The sequence below is a fragment of the Pseudomonas sp. NPDC089408 genome (assembly GCF_044749445.1).
Lineage (GTDB): Bacteria > Pseudomonadota > Gammaproteobacteria > Pseudomonadales > Pseudomonadaceae > Aquipseudomonas.
Genome location: NZ_JBIVHY010000003.1, coordinates 240,310 through 263,114, shown reverse-complemented (window position 1 = coordinate 263,114; position 22,805 = coordinate 240,310). Strand labels below are relative to the sequence as shown.

General features: G+C 62.6%; 20 protein-coding genes. 6 read left to right on the top strand and 14 right to left on the bottom strand.

The genetic code is table 11. The annotated features are described in order from the left end of the window. Positions 1-95 precede the first annotated feature (95 nt). Together ACIP02_RS07045 and colR are read right to left on the bottom strand one after the other, a co-directional pair. Positions 96-1,406 (bottom strand): sensor histidine kinase, encoded by a 1,311-nt coding sequence (locus tag ACIP02_RS07045; RefSeq protein ID WP_400614581.1) that lies wholly within the window; start codon positions 1,404-1,406, stop codon positions 96-98. Continuing rightward, complete coding sequence (colR, locus tag ACIP02_RS07040) at positions 1,396-2,079, bottom strand: two-component system response regulator ColR (protein WP_003255215.1); 684 nt, start codon at positions 2,077-2,079, stop codon at positions 1,396-1,398. The genes ACIP02_RS07045 and colR overlap by 11 nt, the downstream gene beginning before the upstream one ends. A 183-nt stretch (positions 2,080-2,262) precedes the next feature. Here colR and ACIP02_RS07035 point away from each other — a divergent pair, with 183 nt between their 5' ends. Further along, complete coding sequence (locus ACIP02_RS07035; RefSeq protein WP_400614578.1) at positions 2,263-2,991, top strand: phosphatase PAP2 family protein; 729 nt, start codon at positions 2,263-2,265, stop codon at positions 2,989-2,991. Between the two features lie 184 nt (positions 2,992-3,175). Here ACIP02_RS07035 and groL read toward each other — a convergent pair whose 3' ends face one another. The 5 genes from groL to ACIP02_RS07010 form a co-directional block, all read right to left on the bottom strand. Further along, the gene (groL, locus tag ACIP02_RS07030; RefSeq protein WP_400614575.1) at positions 3,176-4,819 is read right to left on the bottom strand and encodes a chaperonin GroEL; all 1,644 of its coding nucleotides are present in this window, start codon (positions 4,817-4,819) and stop codon (positions 3,176-3,178) included. Between the two features lie 48 nt (positions 4,820-4,867). Further along, positions 4,868-5,161, bottom strand: a complete 294-nt coding sequence (locus tag ACIP02_RS07025; RefSeq protein ID WP_009684394.1) for a co-chaperone GroES — start codon at positions 5,159-5,161, stop codon at positions 4,868-4,870. Positions 5,162-5,413: 252 nt separating this feature from the next. Next, positions 5,414-5,875: an FxsA family protein gene (locus tag ACIP02_RS07020; protein ID WP_400614572.1), complete on the bottom strand. Its 462-nt coding sequence runs from the start codon at positions 5,873-5,875 to the stop codon at positions 5,414-5,416. Between the two features lie 67 nt (positions 5,876-5,942). Continuing rightward, positions 5,943-6,674 (bottom strand): HugZ family protein, encoded by a 732-nt coding sequence (locus ACIP02_RS07015; RefSeq protein ID WP_400614569.1) that lies wholly within the window; start codon positions 6,672-6,674, stop codon positions 5,943-5,945. A gap of 177 nt (positions 6,675-6,851) precedes the next feature. Further along, complete coding sequence (locus ACIP02_RS07010) at positions 6,852-7,862, bottom strand: DUF481 domain-containing protein (protein ID WP_400614566.1); 1,011 nt, start codon at positions 7,860-7,862, stop codon at positions 6,852-6,854. A 151-nt stretch (positions 7,863-8,013) separates the two neighbouring features. Here ACIP02_RS07010 and ACIP02_RS07005 point away from each other — a divergent pair, with 151 nt between their 5' ends. Beyond that, entirely contained in the window at positions 8,014-8,367 is a 354-nt protein-coding gene (locus ACIP02_RS07005; protein ID WP_400614564.1) for an MGMT family protein, read from the top strand. A gap of 43 nt (positions 8,368-8,410) precedes the next feature. After that, on the top strand, positions 8,411-9,958 hold the full coding sequence (locus ACIP02_RS07000) for an AmpG family muropeptide MFS transporter (protein WP_400614562.1): 1,548 nt from the start codon (positions 8,411-8,413) through the stop codon (positions 9,956-9,958). A gap of 116 nt (positions 9,959-10,074) precedes the next feature. Here ACIP02_RS07000 and ACIP02_RS06995 read toward each other — a convergent pair whose 3' ends face one another. From ACIP02_RS06995 to ACIP02_RS06985, 3 genes are all read right to left on the bottom strand, one after another. Beyond that, entirely contained in the window at positions 10,075-11,319 is a 1,245-nt protein-coding gene (locus ACIP02_RS06995) for an MFS transporter (RefSeq protein WP_400614560.1), read from the bottom strand. Positions 11,320-11,515: 196 nt separating this feature from the next. Continuing rightward, positions 11,516-12,358 carry a mechanosensitive ion channel family protein gene (locus ACIP02_RS06990; protein ID WP_400614557.1) on the bottom strand — a complete coding sequence of 281 codons (843 nt, stop codon included), beginning with the start codon at positions 12,356-12,358 and terminating at the stop codon, positions 11,516-11,518. A 109-nt stretch (positions 12,359-12,467) separates the two neighbouring features. Continuing rightward, complete coding sequence (locus ACIP02_RS06985) at positions 12,468-12,953, bottom strand: YajQ family cyclic di-GMP-binding protein (RefSeq protein WP_016488946.1); 486 nt, start codon at positions 12,951-12,953, stop codon at positions 12,468-12,470. Positions 12,954-13,053: 100 nt separating this feature from the next. Here ACIP02_RS06985 and ACIP02_RS06980 point away from each other — a divergent pair, with 100 nt between their 5' ends. The 3 genes from ACIP02_RS06980 to ACIP02_RS06970 are packed head-to-tail and all read left to right on the top strand — an operon-like array spanning position 13,054 to position 16,608. Continuing rightward, entirely contained in the window at positions 13,054-13,971 is a 918-nt protein-coding gene (locus ACIP02_RS06980) for a putative 2-dehydropantoate 2-reductase (RefSeq protein ID WP_400614554.1), read from the top strand. 38 nt (positions 13,972-14,009) lie between these two features. Next, a complete protein-coding gene (locus ACIP02_RS06975) occupies positions 14,010-16,040 on the top strand; it encodes an ATP-binding protein (protein ID WP_400614552.1) in 2,031 nt (676 codons plus the stop codon). 1 nt (position 16,041) lies between these two features. Continuing rightward, entirely contained in the window at positions 16,042-16,608 is a 567-nt protein-coding gene (locus tag ACIP02_RS06970; protein WP_400614550.1) for a cob(I)yrinic acid a,c-diamide adenosyltransferase, read from the top strand. 140 nt (positions 16,609-16,748) lie between these two features. Here the strand turns inward: ACIP02_RS06970 and ACIP02_RS06965 are convergent, their stop codons facing one another. The 4 genes from ACIP02_RS06965 to secA form a co-directional block, all read right to left on the bottom strand. Then, entirely contained in the window at positions 16,749-17,693 is a 945-nt protein-coding gene (locus tag ACIP02_RS06965) for a Nudix family hydrolase (protein ID WP_400614547.1), read from the bottom strand. After that, positions 17,690-18,322 carry a glutathione S-transferase family protein gene (locus tag ACIP02_RS06960; protein ID WP_400614545.1) on the bottom strand — a complete coding sequence of 211 codons (633 nt, stop codon included), beginning with the start codon at positions 18,320-18,322 and terminating at the stop codon, positions 17,690-17,692. The genes ACIP02_RS06965 and ACIP02_RS06960 overlap by 4 nt, the downstream gene beginning before the upstream one ends. A gap of 140 nt (positions 18,323-18,462) precedes the next feature. Beyond that, positions 18,463-19,680: a bifunctional glutamate N-acetyltransferase/amino-acid acetyltransferase ArgJ gene (gene argJ, locus ACIP02_RS06955; protein ID WP_400614542.1), complete on the bottom strand. Its 1,218-nt coding sequence runs from the start codon at positions 19,678-19,680 to the stop codon at positions 18,463-18,465. A gap of 172 nt (positions 19,681-19,852) precedes the next feature. Beyond that, on the bottom strand, positions 19,853-22,588 hold the full coding sequence (gene secA, locus ACIP02_RS06950) for a preprotein translocase subunit SecA (RefSeq protein WP_400614540.1): 2,736 nt from the start codon (positions 22,586-22,588) through the stop codon (positions 19,853-19,855). Between the last annotated feature and the right edge of the window lie 217 nt (positions 22,589-22,805).

The following is a 22,805-nucleotide window of genomic DNA, read 5'->3' as shown; positions in this document are numbered from 1 at the left end:
GACTCCATTGCGCCCACATTAGGCAGGCAAGCGTCGGAATCAGGTCATGCCGATGTGAAAAATATGTTGAGCGCCGTTACAGCTGTAACAACACTTTACTCAACCAGGACGTCCGGGTCCCCCTTGACCACTGTGTTGCTCAGGTCCACGTGGAAACGGCAGCCGTGTGGCACGGCCGAGGTCAAGGTGACCCGCCAGCCTTGGTCGTCGCAGATCCGCTGTACCAGCGACAAGCCCAGGCCCAGGCCTTCGCCGCGTCGCTCGTCACCGCGCACGAATGGCTTGAACATCGCTTCTCGCTGTTCTTCAGGGATGCCCACACCGCTGTCTTCCACGCTGAAGCCGTTGCTTTCCAGACTCAGGCGGATATAACCACCATCGGTGTAGTGCGCTGCGTTACGCAGCAAGTTTCCCATCACCGACTGCAGGAAAGTAGCGTTGTACAGCACTGCGCTGGCACTCACATGGCCATCGAAATACAGGGCCAGGCCCTTTTGCTCGATCGTGTCGCGCCACACCCCGACCAACTCGTCGGCCACCTCGCGCAGGGTTGCCCGCGATGCTACCGCGCCCTCGTCACGCTGGGCCCTGGCCAACATCAGGAAGGTCTTGACCAGTTCGCGCATTTCTTCGGTGGCGCGCGCCACGCGCTCCACCTGGCTGCGTGCGCGGGTGTCGAGGTTGGGGTTTTCCAGCAGCAGTTCGCAGGAAGTGGCCAGCACCATCAAGGGTGTGCGCAGCTCGTGGCTGACGTCGCTAGTAAACAGCCGCTCACGGTTCAGCGCGTCGCGCAGCCGGCCCAAGGTGTCATCAAAGGCCACAGCCAACTGGCCGACTTCGTCCGCGGCATAGTCCGGCGCCAGCGGCGGGGCCAGGCCCAGCAACTGGTCGCGGTGGCGCACCTGGCGCGCCAGGCGGATAACCGGTGCCATCACCCGGCGCGCGACCAGCCAGCCGAGGATCACCGCCAGCACCAGGCTCAGCACAAAGCCCACCACCACCACGGCGAACAGCACGCGCTCGCGCTCTTCGAAGTCGCTCTGGTCCTGCAGCAGCACGTAGCGCCGGCCATCGACGATCTCGACCATGGCGTGGTACGACAGCTGGTCACGGAACACCTCGTGGAAACCGCGGTCCAGGTGGCGCAGATCCTTGGGCATCTCGAAGTCGTCGCGCCCGCCACTGAAGTAGAACAGCTGGTCGGGACGAGGGCGGTGGCTCCAGTCGCTGACGCTGTCCATGCGCAGCAGACGCTGCAGGTCGCCACCGAGTACCGAGGAAATCAGCCGCTCTTCAACCAGGTGCACGGTGGCGACGATGCCGAAGGCGAAGGCCCCGGCCACCAGCGCGCTCATCAGGGCAAAAGCAATGATGATGCGCTGGGCAAGGCTTTGCTTAAACTCCATCGCGGCCCTCGGCGAGGCGATAGCCGACGCCATGGACGGTATGCAGCAGCGGTTTTTCAAACGGTTTGTCGATCACCTGGCGCAGCTGGTGCACATGGCTGCGCAGGCTGTCGCTGTCTGGGCAGTCATCGCCCCACAAGGCTTCTTCCAGCACTTCGCGGCGCAGTACGTGCGGGCTCTTCTGCATCAGTACCGCCAGTAGCTTGAGGCCGACCGGGTTGAGCTTGAGCAGGCGGCCCTGGCGGGTCACTTCGAGGGTGTCGAGGTCGTAGCTGAGGTCGGCCACCTGCAAGGTGCGGCGCCCACCGCCCTGGGCACGGCGCAGCACGGCTTCGATGCGCGCGGCCAGTTCGGACAAGGCGAACGGCTTGAGCAGGTAGTCGTCTGCGCCGGAACGGAAGCCTTGCAGGCGGTCGTCGAGTTGATCGCGGGCGGTGAGCATGATCACCGGCGTGTCGCGGCGAGCGTCTTCGCGCAGGCGCTTGCACAAGGTGTAGCCATCGATGCCGGGCAGCATGATGTCGAGCACGATCAGGTCATAGTGCTCGGTGGCAGCCAGGTGCAGGCCGGACAGGCCATCCTGGGCGCAGTCGACGGTGTAGCCCTTCATGCCCAGGTAATCGGCCAGGTTGGCCAGGATATCGCGGTTGTCTTCAACCAAAAGAATGCGCATCGGTTTCTCCTGTGCGGCGCTTCTCGCTATGGTGCGCGGCAGGCGCAGCTTAAGGCCTATGCCTGCACGGTGCCAGCCCCCGGGAAAATTCACCGCGCTTGACGGTTTTTTCACTGATCCTTCACGGACACAGGATAGCGGGAAGCCGACAATGCCCGATCTTTTTCGTGCCCTGGAGCCGCCATGCAGCAACGCACCCGCCCTCGCCCGATCAATTACTGGCTGTACCTGGGGATCCCCCTGGCGACCGCGCTGGCTTTGATCCTGTTGGAACTGACTTCAGTCGACATGGACGTCGCCAACCTATTCTTCGACCCGGCTGCCGGGCAGTTCATTGGCCGCCACAGCTATTGGCTGGAGAACATCCTGCATGACCGGGTAAAGCAAGTGGTGATTTTGCTGGGCGTGCTGTCATTGCTGACCTTCGCCGCCAGCTTCTTCGTCAAGCGACTGTTTGGCTGGCGTCGCGAACTGGGTTGCCTGGTGCTGGCGCTGGGCTTGTCCACGGCGTTTGTCACGCCGCTGAAGAAGGTGACCCAGGTGCAGTGCCCGTGGAGCCTGACCCAGTTTGGCGGCAGCGAAACCTACAGCAAGTTGCTGGAGCCGCGCCCAGCCACCAACAAGCCAGGGCTGTGCTGGCCGGGTGGGCATGCCGCGACCGGGTTCTGCCTGTTCGGGCTGTTCTTCATGCTGCGTGATCGCAAGCCGCGCCTGGCGCGGGTGGCGTTTGTCGTAGCCTTGGTGGCCGGCTCGGTACTTGGCGTAGGGCGGATGATGCAGGGGGCACACTTCTTGTCACATAACGTGTGGACGGCGGTGTTCTGCTGGTTGATCGGGTTGGGGTCGTATTACCTGATCCTGTATCGCCGGGGCATGGTAGAAGTGCCAACCGCCGAGCGCAGCGTCGCCTGACAGAGGGGCCGCTTTGCGGCCCGATCGCGACACAAGGCCGCTCCTACAGATTACGCGCTCCCCTGTAGGAGCGGCCTTGCGTCGCGATGGGCTGCGAAGCAGCCCCAATGGCCCTCACAGGCACACAAAAAAGCCCCGGTTCTCGCGAACCGGGGCTTTTTATGGTGCAGGGGGTAAGGCTGGCTTACATCATGCCGCCCATGCCACCCATGCCGCCCATGTCTGGCATGCCGCCGCCAGCTGGGGCTTCGCTTGGCGCGTCAGCAATCATGGCTTCGGTGGTGATCATCAGACCGCCGATCGAAGCAGCAGCTTGCAGCGCCGAACGGGTGACCTTGGCTGGGTCCAGGATGCCCATCTCGATCATGTCGCCGTATTCGCCGGTAGCAGCGTTGTAACCGAAGTTACCCGAACCTTGCTTGACCTTGTCTGCAACAACGCTTGGCTCGTCGCCGGCGTTGGCAGTGATCTGGCGCAGCGGGGCTTCAACAGCGCGGCGCAGCAGGGCGATACCAACGTTCTGGTCTTCGTTGTCGCCTTTCAGGTCAACGATGGCCGACAGAGCGCGAACCAGAGCAACACCACCGCCAGGTACCACGCCTTCTTCAACGGCTGCACGGGTAGCGTGCAGGGCGTCTTCAACGCGCGCTTTCTTCTCTTTCATTTCAACTTCGGTGCCGGCACCGACCTTGATCACGGCAACACCGCCAGCCAGCTTGGCCAGACGCTCTTGCAGCTTCTCACGGTCGTAGTCCGAGGAAGTTTCTTCGATCTGGGCACGGATCTGCTTAACGCGAGCTTCGATCTCGGTGTCAGTACCTGCACCATCGATGATGGTGGTGTTTTCCTTGGACAGGATCACGCGCTTGGCGTTACCCAGGTGCTCCAGGGTAGCGGTTTCCAGGGACAGGCCGATTTCTTCGGAGATGACCTGGCCGCCAGTCAGGACGGCGATGTCCTGCAGCATGGCCTTGCGGCGGTCGCCGAAGCCCGGTGCCTTGACCGCAGCAACCTTGACGATGCCGCGCATGTTGTTGACGACCAGGGTAGCCAGCGCTTCGCCTTCAACGTCTTCAGCAACGATCAACAGTGGGCGACCGGCCTTGGCAACGGCTTCCAGCACTGGCAGCAGCTCACGGATGTTGGAGATTTTCTTGTCAACCAGCAGCAGCAGCGGGCCTTCCAGCTCGGCAACCATGGTGTCAGGCTTGTTGACGAAGTATGGCGACAGGTAGCCACGGTCGAACTGCATGCCTTCTACGACGGACAGTTCGTTTTCCAGGCCCGAGCCTTCTTCAACGGTGATCACGCCTTCTTTACCGACTTTTTCCATGGCTTCGGCGATGATTTCACCGATGGAGTTGTCGGAGTTGGCAGAGATGGTACCTACCTGGGCGATGGCCTTGGAGTCGGCGCATGGCTTGGACAGGTTCTTCAGCTCGGCAACAACGGCAGCAGTGGCCTTGTCGATACCGCGCTTCAGGTCCATCGGGTTCATGCCGGCAGCGACGGCTTTCAGGCCTTCGTTGACGATGGCCTGAGCCAGAACGGTAGCGGTGGTGGTGCCGTCACCGGCAGCGTCGTTGGCCTTGGAAGCAACTTCCTTGACCAGCTGGGCGCCCATGTTTTCGAACGCGTCTTTCAGCTCGATTTCTTTGGCGACGGAAACGCCGTCCTTGGTGATGGTCGGCGCGCCGAAGCTCTTGGCCAGCACCACGTTACGACCTTTCGGGCCGAGGGTCGCTTTTACCGCGTCAGCCAGAACGTTGACACCAACCAGCATTTTCTTACGAGCGGAATCGCCGAATTTTACGTCTTTAGCAGCCATGATCGTTTAATCCTTGGAAATCTTTGGAGTAACGGGAAGTCGGGGAAATCAGCCTTCGATAACGGCGAGGATTTCGTTCTCGGCCATGACCAGCAGGTCTTCGCCATCGACTTTCACGGTGTTGCTGCCCGAGTAAGGGCCGAAAACCACTTTGTCACCGACTTTAACAGCCAGCGCACGTACTTCGCCGTTTTCCAGAACGCGACCGGTGCCAACAGCAACGACTTCGCCGCGGTTTGGTTTTTCAGCGGCCGAACCCGGCAGGACGATACCGCCAGCGGTTTTCGATTCTTCTTCGCTGCGACGGATGACTACGCGGTCATGCAGAGGACGAAGCTTCATTGTCGATCTCTCCCAAATTGTGGTTTTCATCGGCCGGTATCGAAACCGGCGGGTTGATGCTGTCCGGCGTTGCCGGGAGGCTGCTCGCATGGGGCGAACTGCCTGAGTTATGTCTGGTGTTTCCACCAGAAACCTTGCGGTGACCACATACATGAGGCCGCCATATTCAATTACAAGGCTTCATATGCAAAATTTTTCAGTTGGCTGAAAAAGCCCGGGGCCGCATGCGCGGCCCCGGGGTTACAACGGTGTTTATTTGTCGCGGCGCTCGTACTCGCCTTCGATCACATTCGGGCGATGGCCACCATCGCGCGGCTGCGCCTGGAACGGGTCATCCTGGAACGCCCGCTGGCGCATGGCCTGGGCCTCGGCACGTTCACGCATCTTGCGCGCAGCCAGGCGACGGGTGAACGGCAGCAGGCACAGCACACCGAGTACGTCGCTGATGAAGCCCGGCAACAGCAGCAAGCCGCCACCCACGGCCATCATCAAACCCTGAAACATGTCCTCGGCGGGCAGTTCGCCACGCTGCAGGCTTTCGCGGGCACGCAGGGCGGTGGCCAGGCCGGCCACGCGCATGACCAGCACACCCAGGGCGGAGCCGGCGATGATCAGCAGCAGCGCCGGGAAGAACCCGATGGCCGCGCTGACCTTTACGAAGACGAACAGCTCCAGCACCGGAAACAGCAGAAGCAACAGTAGAAAAGCACGCATCAAAGCATTCCTCGTCGGAAGAGAACCTTCCTGTAAGACCTACAGGTGGATGCGAATGCCCGATTTTTCAACCCTCAACCTCTGTCGTAGCCGGCCACTGGTCGGCGTGCGCCAGCAAAACCAAGGCTTCGCGTACTTGTGTCGGCGTGTTGCAAATGCTCGGGAAAGGCAACCAGTGCACCGCCTGGCCGATGCGCAGGTGCATGCCTTCGCTGTCTACCCCGACCATCTGCGCTGGCGCATGGCGTGGCAGGTCGGTCAGTTCCACATAATGGGCGATGGCATTGGCGTGGTCGCTGTTCATGTGCTCGACCATGCTCGCCTCGGCCTTGCCGGCGAACGGGTTGGGCAGGGTCACCTGGTCGAGCCAGTGGATCGCGCCGAAGCCGCCGATGTAGCGGTGGCGTACCGGCTGCAAGACCCAGAAGTCGAAGTCGTGGGCCTTGTGGTAGTTGGCGGCATCCGGGAAATAGCGGTAGTAGCGCTCGGCAGCGGCCTCGATGGCGGCTTCGTCGACCAGCTTGAGCGCCTCGGCCATCACCGTCAGGCGCCCTACGGCCTGCACATCCTCGGCTTCGCGCTCCCCGACCAGCAGCGAGCACTTGGGGTCTTGCTGCAGGTTGTGGGTGTGCTGCGCGATGCGGCTGATGAGAATCAGCGGTTTGCCCTCGGCATCCAGGCAGTAGGGTACGACCGAACCGAACGGGAAGCCGGGCATCGACTTGGAATGGGTCGAGAGTACGCCGCGGTATTCCTTGAGCAGCAGTTCCCGGGCGGGGCGGATGGCGTTGGTACTCACTTGGGGGCGGCTCCTGGCGGCGGACTGGGTAGATGACAAGATAAGCATTATCACATCCAGTGCCAATGGGGCTGCTTTGCAGCCCTATCGCGACGCAAGGCCGCTCCTACAGGGGATCGCGTACTCCTGTAGGAGCGGCCTTGCGTCGCGAAAGGGCCGCAAAGCGGCCCCAGGGATTTACCAGGTAACGCCGAACCCAGCGGTATAGCGCGTCTTCTCCAGATCACTGTCACGCGTTCCGCTGATGATGTCGCGCTCGGCCTTGAGGTTGAGCGAAGCCCACTCGGTCACCTTGTAACGCAACCCGACCTCGGCATCCAGGGAGTAGTCGGCCACGCCACCCAGCGGCTTGGCGAGCTCGCCATTGGTGAACAACTGCACGTTCTTGCCAATCAGGTAGCGGGTGTAGTCCCACTTCACCGCGGCAGAATAGAAGTTGTCCTTGCTGCCGTCCTGGTATTCGAAGTCGGTGCGGTTGATCAGCGAACCCAGCGAGAACGCGCCCAGTTCGTCGTCCCAGAACTGGTAACCCGGGCCAGTACCCACGGTACGCTGGCGGGCCAGGTCTTCGATGCGATCACGCTTGTATTCCGCCCGCCCCTGCCAGAACCACTTCTCGGTGATGAAGCGGTCCAGGGCATACTCGGCACTCCAGTTGTCAGTGGTCGTGACGTCGTCCTTGGTCTCGCGGTTGTACTCGCCTTCGGCGTTATGCCGCCAGCGGCCGTGACGGGCCGTCGTCTTGAAGCTGACGTCGTAATCGTCGGTATCGTTTTCGGCGCGCTTGTAATCCAGCGCCACGTCGACGTTACCTTTCCAGACCAGGTCCTCGACCAGCGGCTTGGGTTTCATGATCTGCTCGATGCTGGCCAGTTCCACGGTCTTTGGCGCGTCGCCATTGGCCAATGTCACCTTGCCTGCTTCCGCAGCCTTCAGCGACTTCGCCTTTTCACCACTGTAGGCGTCCTGCTTGACCAGCATCTCCTGGTCGCTTTCCAGGGTCTGAACTTGTTTCCAGTCCAAGGCAATGGACCCGCCATACGGGGTTTCCAGCAGCAGCTTGCCGCCATCGAAGACTTTGATCTTGCCGCTTAGCCGGTCACCGTTCTTCATCCACACGGTATCGGCAAATACCGGTGAGGCGCACAGGGAGGCAGCTAGCAGGCACAACAAGGATCTAGAATACATAAACGGACTACGGTTCGATTTGACGAAAAAAGCCGGGCATTATCCAGATACCGACAACCAGAGCAAGGACAGACCGGGAGCCTGCCGTTGAGTTCAACTCTCATTTGCCCGACCACCGGTCCGGTTTCATCTACAGCCCAAGGGGGGCGTGATGTCTGAAGCCTATGAGCACGCCCTCGACTGCGCCGAAGGCCGACGAACGGCGTTGTATTCGGTGCTCGGCCAAGTACCGGCAGGCAAGGTGGTGAGCTATGGCCAACTGGCCGAACTGGCGGGGCTTGGCCGCGCCGCACGCTGGGTCGGGCGCACGCTTGGGCAGTTGCCCGCAGAAACCCGCCTGCCCTGGCATCGGGTGCTCGGCGCGGGGGGCCGGCTGAGCCTGGCACTGGGTACCCCGTCGGGGGATGAACAACGGGCGCGACTGCGCGCGGAGGGTGTGAATGTAACCAACAATCGTGTGGATATGACGCGCCATGGCTGGCGCCCAATGGAGCACAGCGGTTAGAGTGCGCGCTTTGTTTTCGAATACTTGAGGCAGATGTTGGCCCATGCCCCGTAAAACCTGGCGCGCTGCGCTTGCTGCCTATGCCAGCCCGTCAACCTTGGTACTTTTGCTGCTCGGTTTCGCCGCCGGCTTGCCGTACATGTTGGTGTTCTCGACCCTGTCGGTGTGGTTGCGCGAGGCCGGTGTGGCCCGCGAGACCATTGGTTACGCCAGCCTGATCGGCCTGGCCTACGCCTTCAAGTGGGTGTGGTCGCCGCTGCTCGACCAATGGCGCCTGCCGCTGCTTGGCGGCCTGGGCCGGCGGCGCTCGTGGCTGCTGCTATCGCAGTCACTGGTGGTCATCGGCCTGGTCGGTATGAGCCTGTGTGACCCGCAGCAACATCTGTCGTGGCTGATCGCCATGGCCGTACTGGTAGCCTTTGCCTCGGCCACCCAAGACATCGCAGTCGATGCCTACCGCCTGGAAATCGCCGACGACCAGCGCCAGGCCGCGCTGGCTGCCAGTTACATGGCCGGCTATCGGGTCGCTGCACTGCTCGCCACGGCTGGCGCCCTGTTCTTTGCCGAGTGGTTCGGTTCCACCGGTTTCAGCTACCTGCACAAAGCCTGGGCCGGCACTTACGTGATGTTCGGGGTCATGATGCTGCCCGCACTGTTCACCACCCTGATCATGCGCGAACCCCCCGTGCCACTGCGCACCCAGCTGTCTGCAGCACGCTACGGGCTGGTGCACCAGATGGCCTCGGTGTTCGTGCTGATCATCCTGCTGGTGTCGGTACCGGCCAGCTTCACCCAGATGTTCAATACCGGCTGGTCCACGGTCATATCCGGTGATGCCACGCCGCTCGACCTGCTGCTGGAAGACCGCGCCTTCCTACGCCTGATCCTTTACGTGCTGCTGAGCTGGGCGTGCCTGTCGAGCCTGGGCCGCCGCGGCCTGGCCCCGGTGCTGACACCGGTCAACGACTTCATCGCCCGCTACCGTTGGCAGGCCCTGCTGCTGCTGGGCCTGATCGCCACCTACCGCATGTCGGACACGGTGATGGGCGTGATGGCCAACGTGTTCTACATCGACATGGGCTTCACCAAGGACCAGATTGCCAGCGTCAGCAAGATCTTCGGCCTCATCATGACCCTGGTCGGTGCTGGCGTCGGCGGCCTGCTGATCGTGCGCTTCGGCATCATGCCGATCCTGTTCATTGGCGGCGTGGCCTCGGCGGGTACCAACATCCTGTTCCTGATGCTGGCCGACATGGGCCCGAACCTGGAAATGCTGGTGGTCACCATCTCACTGGACAACTTCAGCTCCGGCATGGCCACCTCGGCCTTCGTCGCCTACCTGTCGAGCCTGACCAACCTGAAGTTCTCGGCCACCCAGTACGCGCTGCTCAGCTCGATCATGCTGCTGCTGCCGCGGTTGATTGGCGGGTATTCGGGGGTGATGGTGGAGAAGTTCGGGTACCACGACTTCTTCCTGATTACCGCACTGCTGGGTGTGCCTACGCTGATCCTGATTGCCCTGCAGTGGCGTCAGGAGGCTGGGCGGGGGACGCCGGTGGCAGAGGAAAGCTCGGCGGTCGAGCGGCCCTGATAGATTTTTATCGCTTGTACTGGCCTATTCGCGGGTGAACCCGCTCCTACACAGGTATCGCACGCCGTTGTAGGAGCGGGTTTACCCGCGAATAGGCCGGTACAGACGATAAGAAATTAATGAGCCACAGCCCCTTCCCCAGGCCGCCCACCCACCACAAACCACAGCGGCCACAGTGCCAGAGCCCCTGCCACCCCCGCCGCCAGGGCAAAGTGCAGCAAGCTGGCACCGGCACCAATCATCGCCAACAGCGCCCCGCCCAGCCCCAGCAGGGCGATGGTGATCATCCCCAGCATCGCCGAGACCAGGCCCTTGCTCTGCTCGCTGGAGAACAGCGTCATGCGGTACAGCACCGCGTTGGCCACGCCCAGGCCCAGCGCGTACAGCGACATGCCTGCCACCACGCTGGTCACGCTCGGCCAGTACCAGGTCGCCAGTACCATCAGGCTCAACCCCGACAGATACGGCCACAGTGCACCACGTACCAGCGCCGGTAGCGGGTAACGGTCGGCAATACGGTTGATGATCAGGTTGCCGAGGATCAGCCCGCCAAACACCGGCAACTGCCACAAGGCGTACGCCATCGTGCTCAACCCCTCGTCATGAATCAGCAGCACTGGCGACAGGCCGATCCAGCCAATCAGTGGCAAGCCCACCAGGCCCAGCGCGGCGCTGCCGGCAACGAAGCGGCGGTTGGCCAGCAGCTGGCCGTAGCCCGCCAGCAGTGGCAGCAGGTGGATTGGCGTGAACGCCAGGCGTGAGCCGTCGCGGCGCTCCACGCCCAGGGTTTCCGGCATCAGCCGGTACAACAGCACCCAGCACAGGACCGCGCCGATGGCGAAGGCCACGAACAGCCAGCGCCAGTCCAGCCACTGCAGCAGCAAGGTGCCTACCAGCGGCCCGAGCAGCGGCGACAGCAAGGCGATGTTGGCCAACAGCGCCATCATGCGCACGGCGTCTGCCTCGCTGAAGGCTTCGTTCAGGGCCGGGTAGCTGACCGTGACCACAAAGCCCAAGCCAATGCCCTGCAGCAGGCGCAGCAGGTTGAACAGGCCGATGTCGTGAACCCAGAACGTGGCCAGGCAAGCCAGGCCAAAGAACGTGCAGCCGACCAGCAGCAGCGGGCGCCGCCCGTAGCGGTCAGCCAGCGGGCCGATCAGCCATTGCAGCACCACGCCACCCAGCAGGTACAGGTTGAGGGCATGGGGGATGTATTCCGGGCTGGCGTTCAGGTCGCCGACCACGACCGGCATGGCCGGCATGACGGCATCACTGGCCAGATAGGTGAGCAGCTCGAACAGGGCCAAGGTCAGGCCGAACAGCAAGGCGCGCAGGGGGGTGATGTACAGCAATGGTTTCATGATGGCGTATCGGGTGTGGCATGTGGGGTCAGGGTATATGCCAGAAATGGCGGGGTTTTGCTGTGAACAAGTGTAAAAACGGGGCCGCTGCGCGCCCCATCGCGACACAAGGCCGCTCCTACAGAGATCGCGTAACCCCTGTAGGAGCGGCCTTGTGTCGCGATGGGGCGCGCAGCGGCCCCGGCTTTCTACAACCTTACTGTGCGGCAGTCTCCTGCACCACACGAATCACCCGCTGCGGAAACGGAATGTCGATCCCTTCAGCCTTCAACCGGTCACGCGCATGCTCGTTGAGCATGAACATCACATCCCAGTAATCAGACGTCTTGGTCCACAAGCGCAGCGACACCGTGATCGAGCTGTCACCCAACGTTGCCACTACGGCCTGCGGCGCCGGGTCGGCCAGTACACGCGGGTCCTTGGCCAATTCAAGCAGCACGTTACGGGCCTTTTGCAGGTCGGCCTCGTAATCCACGCCCACATCGAACACCACCTTGCGCGTCGGCTGGCGGTTGGTGTTGGTGATGATGCCGTTGGACAGGCTGCCGTTAGGCATGATCACAGTCTTGTTGTCACCGGTACGCAGCACGGTGTGGAAGATCTGGATGCTGTCGACGGTGCCGGAAACACCCTGCGCCTCGATCCAGTCACCGATGCGGAACGGGCGAAACAGCAGGATCAACACGCCACCGGCAAAGTTCGCCAGGCTACCTTGCAGGGCCAGGCCGATAGCCAGTGTTGCACCACCGATCGCTGCCACGAACGACGTGGTTTCGATGCCGATCATCGAAGCCACGCTGATCGCCAGCATAATCTTCAGGATGATGTTGGTCAGCGTGCGGATAAACCCTTGCAGGGCAGGGTCCTGAACCCGCAGGCCCACCAGCTTGGCCAGGTGATCGCTGACCTTGTTGGTTATCCACCAGCCGACCGCCAGGGTCAGCAGCGCCAGCAGCACACGGCTGCCGTATTCCATGATCAAGGGGATCCAGGTTTGCGATTGGCGGACCAGCTGATCGACTTCAGCGTTCAAATCCATATTCATCTCCTGATGCCGAGCGGCAAGTACACGGTAGAACAGGCCGCGTATTCACGCAGCCCCGGCCCCCATGGACATCATCTGGCCATCGGGGTTCCGGGCGTGGCGATCAGTCGCGGAAGTTGTTGAACTGCAGCGGCATGTCGAATTCCTTGGTGCGCAACAGGGCAATGGCTTCCTGCAGGTCGTCGCGCTTCTTGCCGGTGACACGCACCTGCTCACCCTGGATGGCGGCCTGCACTTTCAACTTGCCATCCTTGATGGTGGCAACGATCTTCTTGGCCAGGTCCTTGTCGATGCCTTCGCGGAACTTGGCTTCCTGTTTCTTTTCCTTGCCGGACGGATACGGGTCTTTGGTTTCCAGGCATTTCACGTCGATCTTGCGCTTGACCAGCGCCAGGCGCAGGATTTCCAGCATGGCTTCGAGCTGGAACTCCTCCTCGGCGGTGAGCATCACGGTCTGATCCTTGTCCTTGAACTCGAAGGTGCCCTTGCCCTTGAGGTCGTAACGGCGGTCCAGCTCCTTGATGGCGTTGTCGACCGCATTCTGCACTTCGTGCTTGTCCAGTTCCGATACCACGTCGAACGAAGGCATGGTTGTTCTCCCAAAATAAAAGCGCGCTCAGGCTGAAGATGGAGCGCGCTGGGTTTGACGGTTAAAATGCGGGCTCATTATAACGGGTTGCGAAACGCATATGAGCAGCACCTGGCATATTCTCGGCGCCGGCAGCCTGGGCGGCCTGTGGGCCTGCCGCCTGGCACGCGCAGGCAAGGCCGTACGCCTGATCCTGCGTGACGGGCAACGGCTGCAGGCTTATCTACAGGCCGGTGGCCTGACCTTGATCGAACAGGACCAGCCCCGGCACTACGCCATCCCCGCCGAAACCGCGCAGGCGCATGGCCCCATCCACCGCCTTCTGGTGGCCTGCAAGGCATATGACGCCGCCCCGGCAATTGCCGGTATTGCACCGCGGCTGGCCGAAGGCGCCGAAGTGCTGCTGTTGCAGAACGGCTTGGGCAGCCAGGACGAAGTCGCAGACCTGGTGCCGCACGCACGCTGCATCTTTGCCTCCAGCACTGAAGGCGCATTCCGTGAGGGCGACTGGCAAGTGCGCTTTGCCGGCCACGGTTTCAACTGGCTGGGCGACCCGCGCAACCCGGAGCCGCCGGCCTGGTTCGATGACCTGTACCAGGCCGGTATCCCCGCCGAGTGGACGGTGGATATCCTCTCCCGCCTGTGGCGCAAGCTGGCGCTCAATTGCGCGATCAACCCGCTGACCGTGCTGCACGACTGCCAGAACGGCGGGCTGCTGGGGCATCTGCCTGAAGTGGAGGCCCTGTGCGCCGAACTGGCTGGGTTGCTGCGCCGATGCGGCCAGCCACAAGCAGCGGACGGGTTGGACGAAGAGGTGCAGCGGGTGATCCTTGCCACTGCAGCCAACTACTCTTCCATGTACCAGGACGTGCGCGCGGGTCGACGCACCGAGGTGCATTACCTGCTCGGCCATGCCTGCCGCGCGGCCGAACGCCATGGCCTGCACCTGCCGCAACTGGAACACCTGCAGCAGCGCCTGGTCGAAAACCTGCGTGTACGTCACTTGCCCTGCGACTGACGCGGCCCCTTCAACCGGATACGGACATTGCCTAGCCCATGACCTTGCGCCAACGCCTGGAAAACCTCCCGGTCGGGCAGAAACTGCTGGCGGCCCTGCTGGTGCTGTTGGTAACCATTCTGCTGGTGGCCAACCTCACCTTCATCAGCGCCGCCTACTGGATCACCCAGGAAAGCATGGCGCCGCAGGCGTTGCAGACCATCGGCCGGCTGGTGGCCAACCCGCAGCTGGCGGCTCGTGCTGGCGACACCGCGGAAACCGCCAGCGCCCTGCTCAAGGAGCTGGACAGCTACACGCCATTGCGCGCTGCCGCCGTCTACGGTGGCGATGGCCGCATGCTGGCGCAGTTGCAGCATGGCGACCCCATGGCCTTGCCCAAGCGCTTTCGCAACATTGACGGCTGGCGCCTGATGGAGTTTCGCAGCACACAGCTCATACGCATCCCACGCGACGCCAACCCACCGGCGCACCTGCTGCTGGTGGCCAGCAGCGAACTGCCCACGGCGTTCTACACCGGCACGCTCAGCGCCAGCCTGGGTATTTTGGTGTTCAGCATCCTGCTTTGGATTGTCGTTGCCCGGCAGATCAAGCGCCTGATCACCCAGCCGATCAACCAGCTGGAAGAACTCAGCCGCCAGGTCACCCGCGAAGAGAGCTATGCCCTGCGCGCCCGGCGTGGCAACGACGATGAGATCGGCAGCCTGGCCGCGGCCTTCAACACCATGCTGTCGCGTATCGAGGCCCGTGAGCAGCAGCTCAAGCGCGCTCGCGACGAGTTCCAGGACGCCTACGACCAGGCCCAGGGCCTGGCCGAGGAAACCCGCCATACCAACCGCAAGCTGGAACTGGAAGTGCAGGTGCGCAGCAAAATCGAGAAAAAACTCACCGGCTTCCAGAACTACCTCAACAGCATCATCGACTCGATGCCCTCGGCACTGATCGCCCTCGACGAGCAACTCTACGTGACCCAGTGGAACCACGAAGCCACCGTGCTTTCCGGCACACCGCTGGATGAAGCACTGAACCAGCCGGTGTTCATTGCCTTCGAGCCACTCAAGCCGTTCCTGCCGCAACTGAAGGAAACCGTGGAAAAGCACCGGGTGGCGAAGATCGAGCGGGTCACCTGGCCCAAGGGCGACGACCTGCGCCACTACGCCCTCACCTTCTACCCGCTGACCGGTGGCGGCGGCCGAGGGGTAGTTATCCGCATCGACGACATCACCCAGCGCCTGTCGCTGGAAGAGATGATGGTGCAGTCGGAGAAAATGCTTTCGGTCGGAGGCCTGGCCGCCGGCATGGCCCACGAGATCAACAACCCGCTGGGCGCCATCCTGCACAACGTGCAGAACATTCGTCGGCGCCTTTCGCCGGACCTGCCGCGCAACCTGGAACAGGCCCAAGAGCTGGGTGTCGACCTGGCCACGATCAATCGGTACCTGGACAGCCGCGAAGTGCCGCAACTGCTCGATGGCATCCAGCAAGCCGGCGCGCGGGCGGCGAAGATCGTTACCCACATGCTCAGCTTCAGCCGCCGCAGCAACCGCCAGCTGGTGCCATGCGAGCTGCCGGCCCTGATCGACCAGGCGCTGGAAATTGCCGGCAATGACTTTGACCTGACCATCGGTTTCGACTTCAAGGGCCAGGCCATCGTGCGCCAGTTCGACCCCGCGCTGGGGCCGGTGCCATGCACCGCAAACGAGCTGGAACAGGTACTGCTCAACTTGCTGAAGAACGCCGCCCAGGCCATCCACCTGCGCCCACAACCCAGTGAGCCCGGGCGCATCACCCTGCGTACCCGGCTGAACCCGCCGTGGGCGGAAATCCAGGTCGAGGACAACGGCGTCGGCATGCCCGAAGCGGTGCGCAAGCGCACCTTCGAGCCGTTCTTTACCACCAAGGAAATCGGCCAGGGTACCGGGCTGGGCCTGTCGGTTTCGTACTTCATCATCACCAACAACCACAAGGGGCAGATGGAAGTGCAGTCCACGCCCGGCCAGGGCACCTGCTTCACCCTGCGCCTGCCCCTCGGCCAGCCGGCAGCGGTAGCGCCGGCCAAAACGGAGCAATGACATGGGCTACCGCCTTTCGAAGATCTACACCCGTACCGGCGACAAGGGCGAAACCGGCCTGGGCGACGGCCGCCGGGTGCCCAAGGGCCACCCGCGGATCGAAGCGATTGGCGAGGTGGACAGCCTGAACAGCCAGTTGGGCGTACTACTGGCGGGCCTGGCCGAGCACGGCCTGGATGAGGTCGGTACAGTGCTGGCGCCGTGTCAGCACCGTTTGTTCGACCTGGGCGGTGAACTGGCAATGCCCAGCTACCAGGCGTTAAACCAGGCAGAGGTGGAGCGCCTGGAGGCGGCCATCGATGTGTGGAACGAAGAGCTGGGGCCGTTGAAGAACTTCATCTTGCCCAGTGGCTCGATGCTGGTGGCGCAGGCGCATGTATGCCGCAGCCTGGCGCGCAGTGCCGAGCGGCGGTGTCAGGAGTTGAATGCATTGGAGCCGCTGGAGGTGGTTGGGTTGGCGTATATCAACCGGCTGTCTGACCTGCTGTTTGTGGCGGCGCGGATCATTGGGCGGCGGCAGGGGGTGGCTGAGGTGTTGTGGCAGCCTGCTGAAAAGCCTCAGGGCTGATATTTTTGGGGCTGCTGTGCAGCCCATCGCGACGCAAGGCCGCTCCTACAGGGGTACGCGAACTTTTCAGGGTTGTGCGGTCCCTGTAGGAGCGGCCTTGCGTCGCGATGGGCCGCAAAGCGGCCCCAATTACAGGCGACTCAAATCTCAGGCCAGAAGGCGCGTATCCCGGCCACACCCTGCGCCCCTGCTTCCCAGGCCTTTTCCCGCTCACCCGGCCCTACCCCACCCAGCAGGTAAACCGGCTTGCTGAACCCGGCAATCAAGCGTTGCGTTTCTTCCCAACCCAGCGGCACCGCCTCGGGGTGGGTCTGAGTCGCCTGCACCGGCGACAAGGTGACAAAGTCCACGCCCATCTGCTCGGCCAGCGCCAGCTCTTCGGCACTGTGGCAGGACGCCGCCAGCCAGCGCTCCTTGGGGAAAGGCCGCCCTTTGGCAGCGTACTTGCGCAATTGCGCGGCGGTCAGGTGCCAGCCGGCCGACGGGAAGTCACCCAGCCATTCCAACGGCCCCTTGAGCATCAGCTGCGCCTTGCCCCCACACAGCCCGACCGCATCCACTGCCACGTCGCGGTACTTGGGGTCGTACATGTCCGGGGCGCGCAACTGGATCAGGCGAATGCCGCTGGCCACGGCCTTCTGGATGCCCTTGAGCATCTGCGGCACTTCCAGGCCGTCCGGGGTAACCAGGTACTGGTCCGGCAGGCGCGCAGCAGCCACGATCGGCTTGTTGGCCTCGGGGAATTCGTATTGCGGCAAATCACGCGGGGCAACCCACTCCAGCGGCTGGCCCTCGGCACCATGCGGCTCGCCGGTGAACGCCAGGACTTCACGCACATCCAGCAGCACCTGCTTGTCCGGGTAGTCGTGGCTGACCTTGATCAGCGCACGCGAACCGCTCACCTCGATACCCAGCTCTTCACGCAGCTCGCGGGCCAGTGCCGCTTCGACGCTTTCGCCCTCTTCCACCTTGCCGCCGGGGAACTCCCACAGGCCGCCCTGGTGCTGGGTGTCGGCACGCCGCGCGATCAGAATACGGCCATCAGTGCCACGAATGACGGCCGCTACTACATGAATCCGTTTCACACTTCACGCTCCGCCAGGCCAGCACGCTGCCAGGCCTGGAAGGCTGGCCACTGGTAAATGGTCTCGATGTAAGTTGCCGCCTCGGCCGGTACTTCCACGCGGTAAGTACGCAGACGCACGGCCACCGGGGCGAAGAAGGCATCGGCCAGGCTCGGCTTGCCGAACAGGAACGGGCCGCTGTCCTTGGCCACCAGGCGGCATTCGGACCACAGCGCGACGATACGGTCGATGTCGATCTGTACGTCCAACGGCATGTTGTCCAGTGCCTGGTCACGCGACAGGTCGAACGGCATGGCGCCGCGCAGGGCGAAGAAGCCGCTGTGCATCTGCGCGCAGGCCGAACGGGCCTGGGCCCGCGCTGCCACGTCGGCAGGCCACAGTTGAGCCTCGGGATGGCGTTCGTTGAGGTATTCGGCGATTGCCAGCGAATCGGCGATTACACCATGCTCGGTCTTGAGCAACGGTACCTTGCCGGTAGCGGAATAGGCGAGAAGGCGCTGACGGGTGTCAGGCTGGTTGAGCTTGATCAGGGTTTCTTCGTAGGGCACGCCGGCCAGTTCGAGGGCCAGGGCGCCACGCAGCGACCAGGAGGAGTACAGCTTGTCGCCGATGATCAGGTGATAGCTCATGGTTCGGCTCCATCGGTTTGGATTTTTTTTGGGGCTGCTTTGCAGCCCATCGCGACGCAAGGCCGCCCCTACAGGTACAGCGCAAACCATGTAGGAGCGGCCTTGTGTCGCGATCGGGCCGCATAGCGGCCCCGGTTACATCAGGTACGGTACTCGGCGTTGATTTTCACGTACTCGTGGGACAGGTCGGTGGTCCAGATGGTTTCGCTGCACTGGCCACGGCCCAACTCGATACGGATGGTAATCTCTTCCTGGGCCATCACTGCCGAACCCTGCGCTTCGGTATAGCTCGGGCTGCGGCCACCCTGGCTGGCGATGCACACGCTGTCCAGGTACACATCGATCAGGCTTACATCCAGCTTCGGCACACCGGCACGGCCAACGGCGGCGAGGATACGGCCCCAGTTCGGGTCGGAGGCAAACAGTGCGGTCTTGATCAGCGGCGAGTGGGCCACGGCATAGCCGACGTCCAGGCATTCCTGGTGGTTGCCACCACCGTTGACCTGCACGGTGACGAACTTGGTCGCACCTTCGCCATCACGGACGATGGCCTGGGCCACTTCCATGCACACTTCGAACACGGCCTTTTTCAGCGCTTCGAACAGTGCGCCGCTGGCTTCGGTGACTTCCGGCAGGTTGGCTTTGCCGGTGGCGATCAGCATGCAGCAGTCGTTGGTCGAGGTGTCGCCATCGATGGTAATGCGGTTGAACGACTTGTTGGCGCCGTCCAGCATCAGGTCCTTGAGTACCGCCGGGGCAACTTTGGCGTCGGTGGCAATGTAGCCGAGCATGGTGGCCATGTTCGGGCGGATCATGCCGGCGCCCTTGCTGATGCCGGTGACAGTAACGGTCACGCCGTCGTGCTGGAACTGCCGGCTGGCACCCTTGGGCAGGGTGTCGGTGGTCATGATGCCGGTGGCGGCTTCAGCCCAGTGGTTCTCCGACAGGTTGTCGAGGGCGGCTTGCAGTGCGCCTTCGATCTTCTCGACCGGCAGTGGCTCACCGATCACGCCAGTGGAGAACGGCAGTACCGACTCGGCGGGTACGCCGGTCAGTTCGGCCAGCTTGGCGCAGGTGCGCTCGGCAGCGGCCAGGCCTGGCGCGCCGGTACCCGCGTTGGCATTGCCGGTGTTGGTCAGCAGGTAACGCACGGTGCCCTGTACACGCTGCTTGGACAAGATCACCGGCGCCGCGCAGAAGGCGTTGAGGGTGAACACGCCAGCCACGGTGGAGCCTTCGGCACAGCGCATGACCACCACATCCTTGCGCCCCGGGCGCTTGATGCCGGCAGAAGCGATGCCGAGTTCAAAACCCGGAACCGGGTGCAGGGTGGGCAAAGGACCAAGACCAACAGCCATTAGAGCGCTCCTAGAAAATACGGTTGATGTACATAAAGCGGGGCCGCTTCGCGCCCCATCGCGACACAAGGCCGCTCCCACAAGGATTGCGCAGCATTGTGGCTGTGCACTATCCCTGTGGGAGCGGCCTTGTGTCGCGATAGGGCCGCGAAGCGGCCCCATTCAGGTCAGATCACTCGATCTGCCCGTGGCAATGCTTGAACTTCTTGCCCGAACCACACCAGCACGGCTCGTTGCGCCCCAGCTTCTGGTCGTTGCGCACCGGCGCTGCGGCTACCGCCACTTCGGCGCCTTCCTCGCTCAGTTGCTCGCTTTCCAGGCCCGGTGCAGCGGCGTGCTGGAACTGCATGCGGCTGGCCAGTTCCTCGGCCTCGCGGCGCAGGCGGGCTTCTTCTTCGGCCGGGTCTTCGCGGCGAACCTGAACGTGCGACAGCACGCGGATAGTGTCGCGCTTGATCGACTCCAGCAGCTCCTGGAACAGGCTGAACGACTCGCGCTTGTACTCCTGCTTCGGGTTCTTTTGCGCATAACCACGCAGGTGAATACCGTGACGCAGGTGGTCCATGGTCGACAGGTGGTCTTTCCACAGGTCGTCCAGCACGCGCAGCAGGATCTGCTTCTCGAAGGTACGCAGGGCGTCGAGGCCGGCCTGGTCTTCCTTCTCGGTGTAGGCAGTGGTGATTTCGTGCAGCAGCTTCTCGCGCAGGGTCTCTTCGTAGAGGTGATCATCCTCGTCGAGCCACTGCTGGATCGGCAGCTTGATGGCGAAATCGCTGGCCAGCGAAGCTTCCAGGCCGGCCACGTCCCACTGCTCAGGCAGCGACTGCGGCGGGATGTGCTGGCTGATGGTAGCGTCCAGCACTTCCTGGCGGAATTCGACGATGGTGTCGCCAATGTTCTCGGCCGCCAGCAGGCTGTTGCGCATGTGGTAGATCACCTTGCGCTGCTCGTTGGCCACGTCATCGTATTCGAGCAATTGCTTACGGATGTCGAAGTTGCGGCCTTCGACCTTGCGCTGGGCCTTCTCGATGGCGTTGGTGACCATGCGGTGCTCAATGGCCTCGCCCGACTGCATGCCCAGGGCCTTCATGAAGTTCTTCACCCGGTCAGAGGCGAAGATGCGCATCAGGCTGTCTTCCAGCGACAGGTAGAAGCGGCTGGAACCCGGGTCACCCTGACGGCCGGAACGGCCACGCAGCTGGTTGTCGATACGGCGCGATTCGTGGCGCTCGGAAGCGATCACATGCAGGCCGCCGGCCTCGATCACCTGCTGGTGACGCTTCTGCCAGTCGGCCTTGATCTGGGCGATCTGCTCGGCGGTCGGGCTTTCCAGGGCGGCCACTTCGGCTTCCCAGTTGCCGCCCAGGAGGATGTCGGTACCACGGCCGGCCATGTTGGTGGCGATGGTCAGCGCACCCGGGGCACCGGCCTGCGCGATGATCTCGGCTTCCTTCTCGTGGTACTTGGCGTTCAGTACCTTGTGGTCGATACCTTCCTGCTTCAGCAGGTTCGACATGTGTTCGGACGTTTCGATGGTCGCGGTACCCACCAGGATCGGCCGGCCCTGCTTCATGCTTTCCTTGATGTCGGCGATGATCGCGGCGTATTTCTCGTCGGCGGTCAGATACACAAGGTCGTTGAAGTCTTTACGCGCCAGTGGCTTGTTCGGCGGGATGACCATTACGTTCAGCGCGTAGATCGACTGGAACTCGAACGCTTCGGTGTCGGCAGTACCGGTCATGCCGGACAGCTTGGTGTACAGGCGGAAGTAGTTCTGGAAGGTGGTCGAAGCCAGGGTCTGGCTCTCGGCCTGGATGTTCAGGTTTTCTTTTGCCTCGATGGCCTGGTGCAGGCCTTCGGACAGGCGACGACCCGGCATGGTACGGCCGGTGTGTTCGTCGATCAGCAGGACCTGGCCGTCCTGGACGATGTATTCGATGTTACGGTGGAACAGCTTGTGCGCACGCAGGCCGGCGTAAACGTGGGTCAGCAGGCCCAGGTTGTGCGCCGAGTACAGGCTCTCGCCTTCGGCCAGCAGCCCGGCCTGGGTCAGCATCTCTTCGATGAACTGGTGACCGGCTTCGTTCAGCTCGACCTGGCGGCTCTTCTCGTCGATGGTGAAGTGGCCTTCCTGGGTGACCTGGCCTTCGACTTCTTCGATGTGCTGGGTCAGGCGCGGGATCAGGCGGTTGATCTCGATGTACAGCTTGGAACTGTCTTCGGCCTGGCCGGAAATGATCAGCGGGGTACGCGCTTCGTCGATCAGGATGGAGTCGACTTCGTCGATTACGGCAAAGTTCAGTTCACGCTGGAACTTCTCGTCCTGGCTGAACGCCATGTTGTCGCGCAGGTAGTCGAAACCGAATTCGTTGTTGGTGCCGTAGGTGATATCGGACGCATAGGCAGCACGCTTTTCTTCCGGCGGCTGGAACGCCGAGACGATACCGACCGACAGGCCGAGGAATTCGTACAGCGGGCGCATCCAGTTGGCGTCACGGCGAGCCAGGTAGTCGTTGACGGTGACCACGTGCACGCCCTTGCCGGACAGTGCGTTGAGGTACACGGCCAGGGTACCGACCAAGGTCTTGCCTTCACCGGTACGCATTTCTGCGATCATACCCTCGTGCAGGGTCATGCCGCCGATCAGCTGCACGTCGAAGTGGCGCATGCCCATGACACGCTTGCCGGCCTCACGGGCCACGGCGAAGGCTTCAGGCAGCAATTGGTCCAGTGTCTCGCCTTTGGCCAGGCGCTCCTTGAACTCTGCGGTCTTGCCCCGCAGTTGCTCGTCGGAGAGGGCCACCATCTTCTCTTCGAAGGCATTGACGATACTCACCGTCTTGAGCATGCGTTTGACTTCACGCTCGTTCTTGCTTCCAAAAAGTTTTTTTAACAAAGGCGCAAACATATCGGCAGGATCTTCCACACGTAGGGATGGAGGGCGGCCCCATGAGTCGCCCGTGCAGCCCTGAGGCCGCATGCGAACGAGCATTCTACCCGGAAACGATGGTGAGGAAAGTGGTGGATTTCCACGATGCTATTACAGCGTTTTGGCGGGGGCCTGTCTTAGATAGGGGCATTCTCCCTGAGTTCAAGGCTTGGCAACATGAAAGGTATCGAGAACT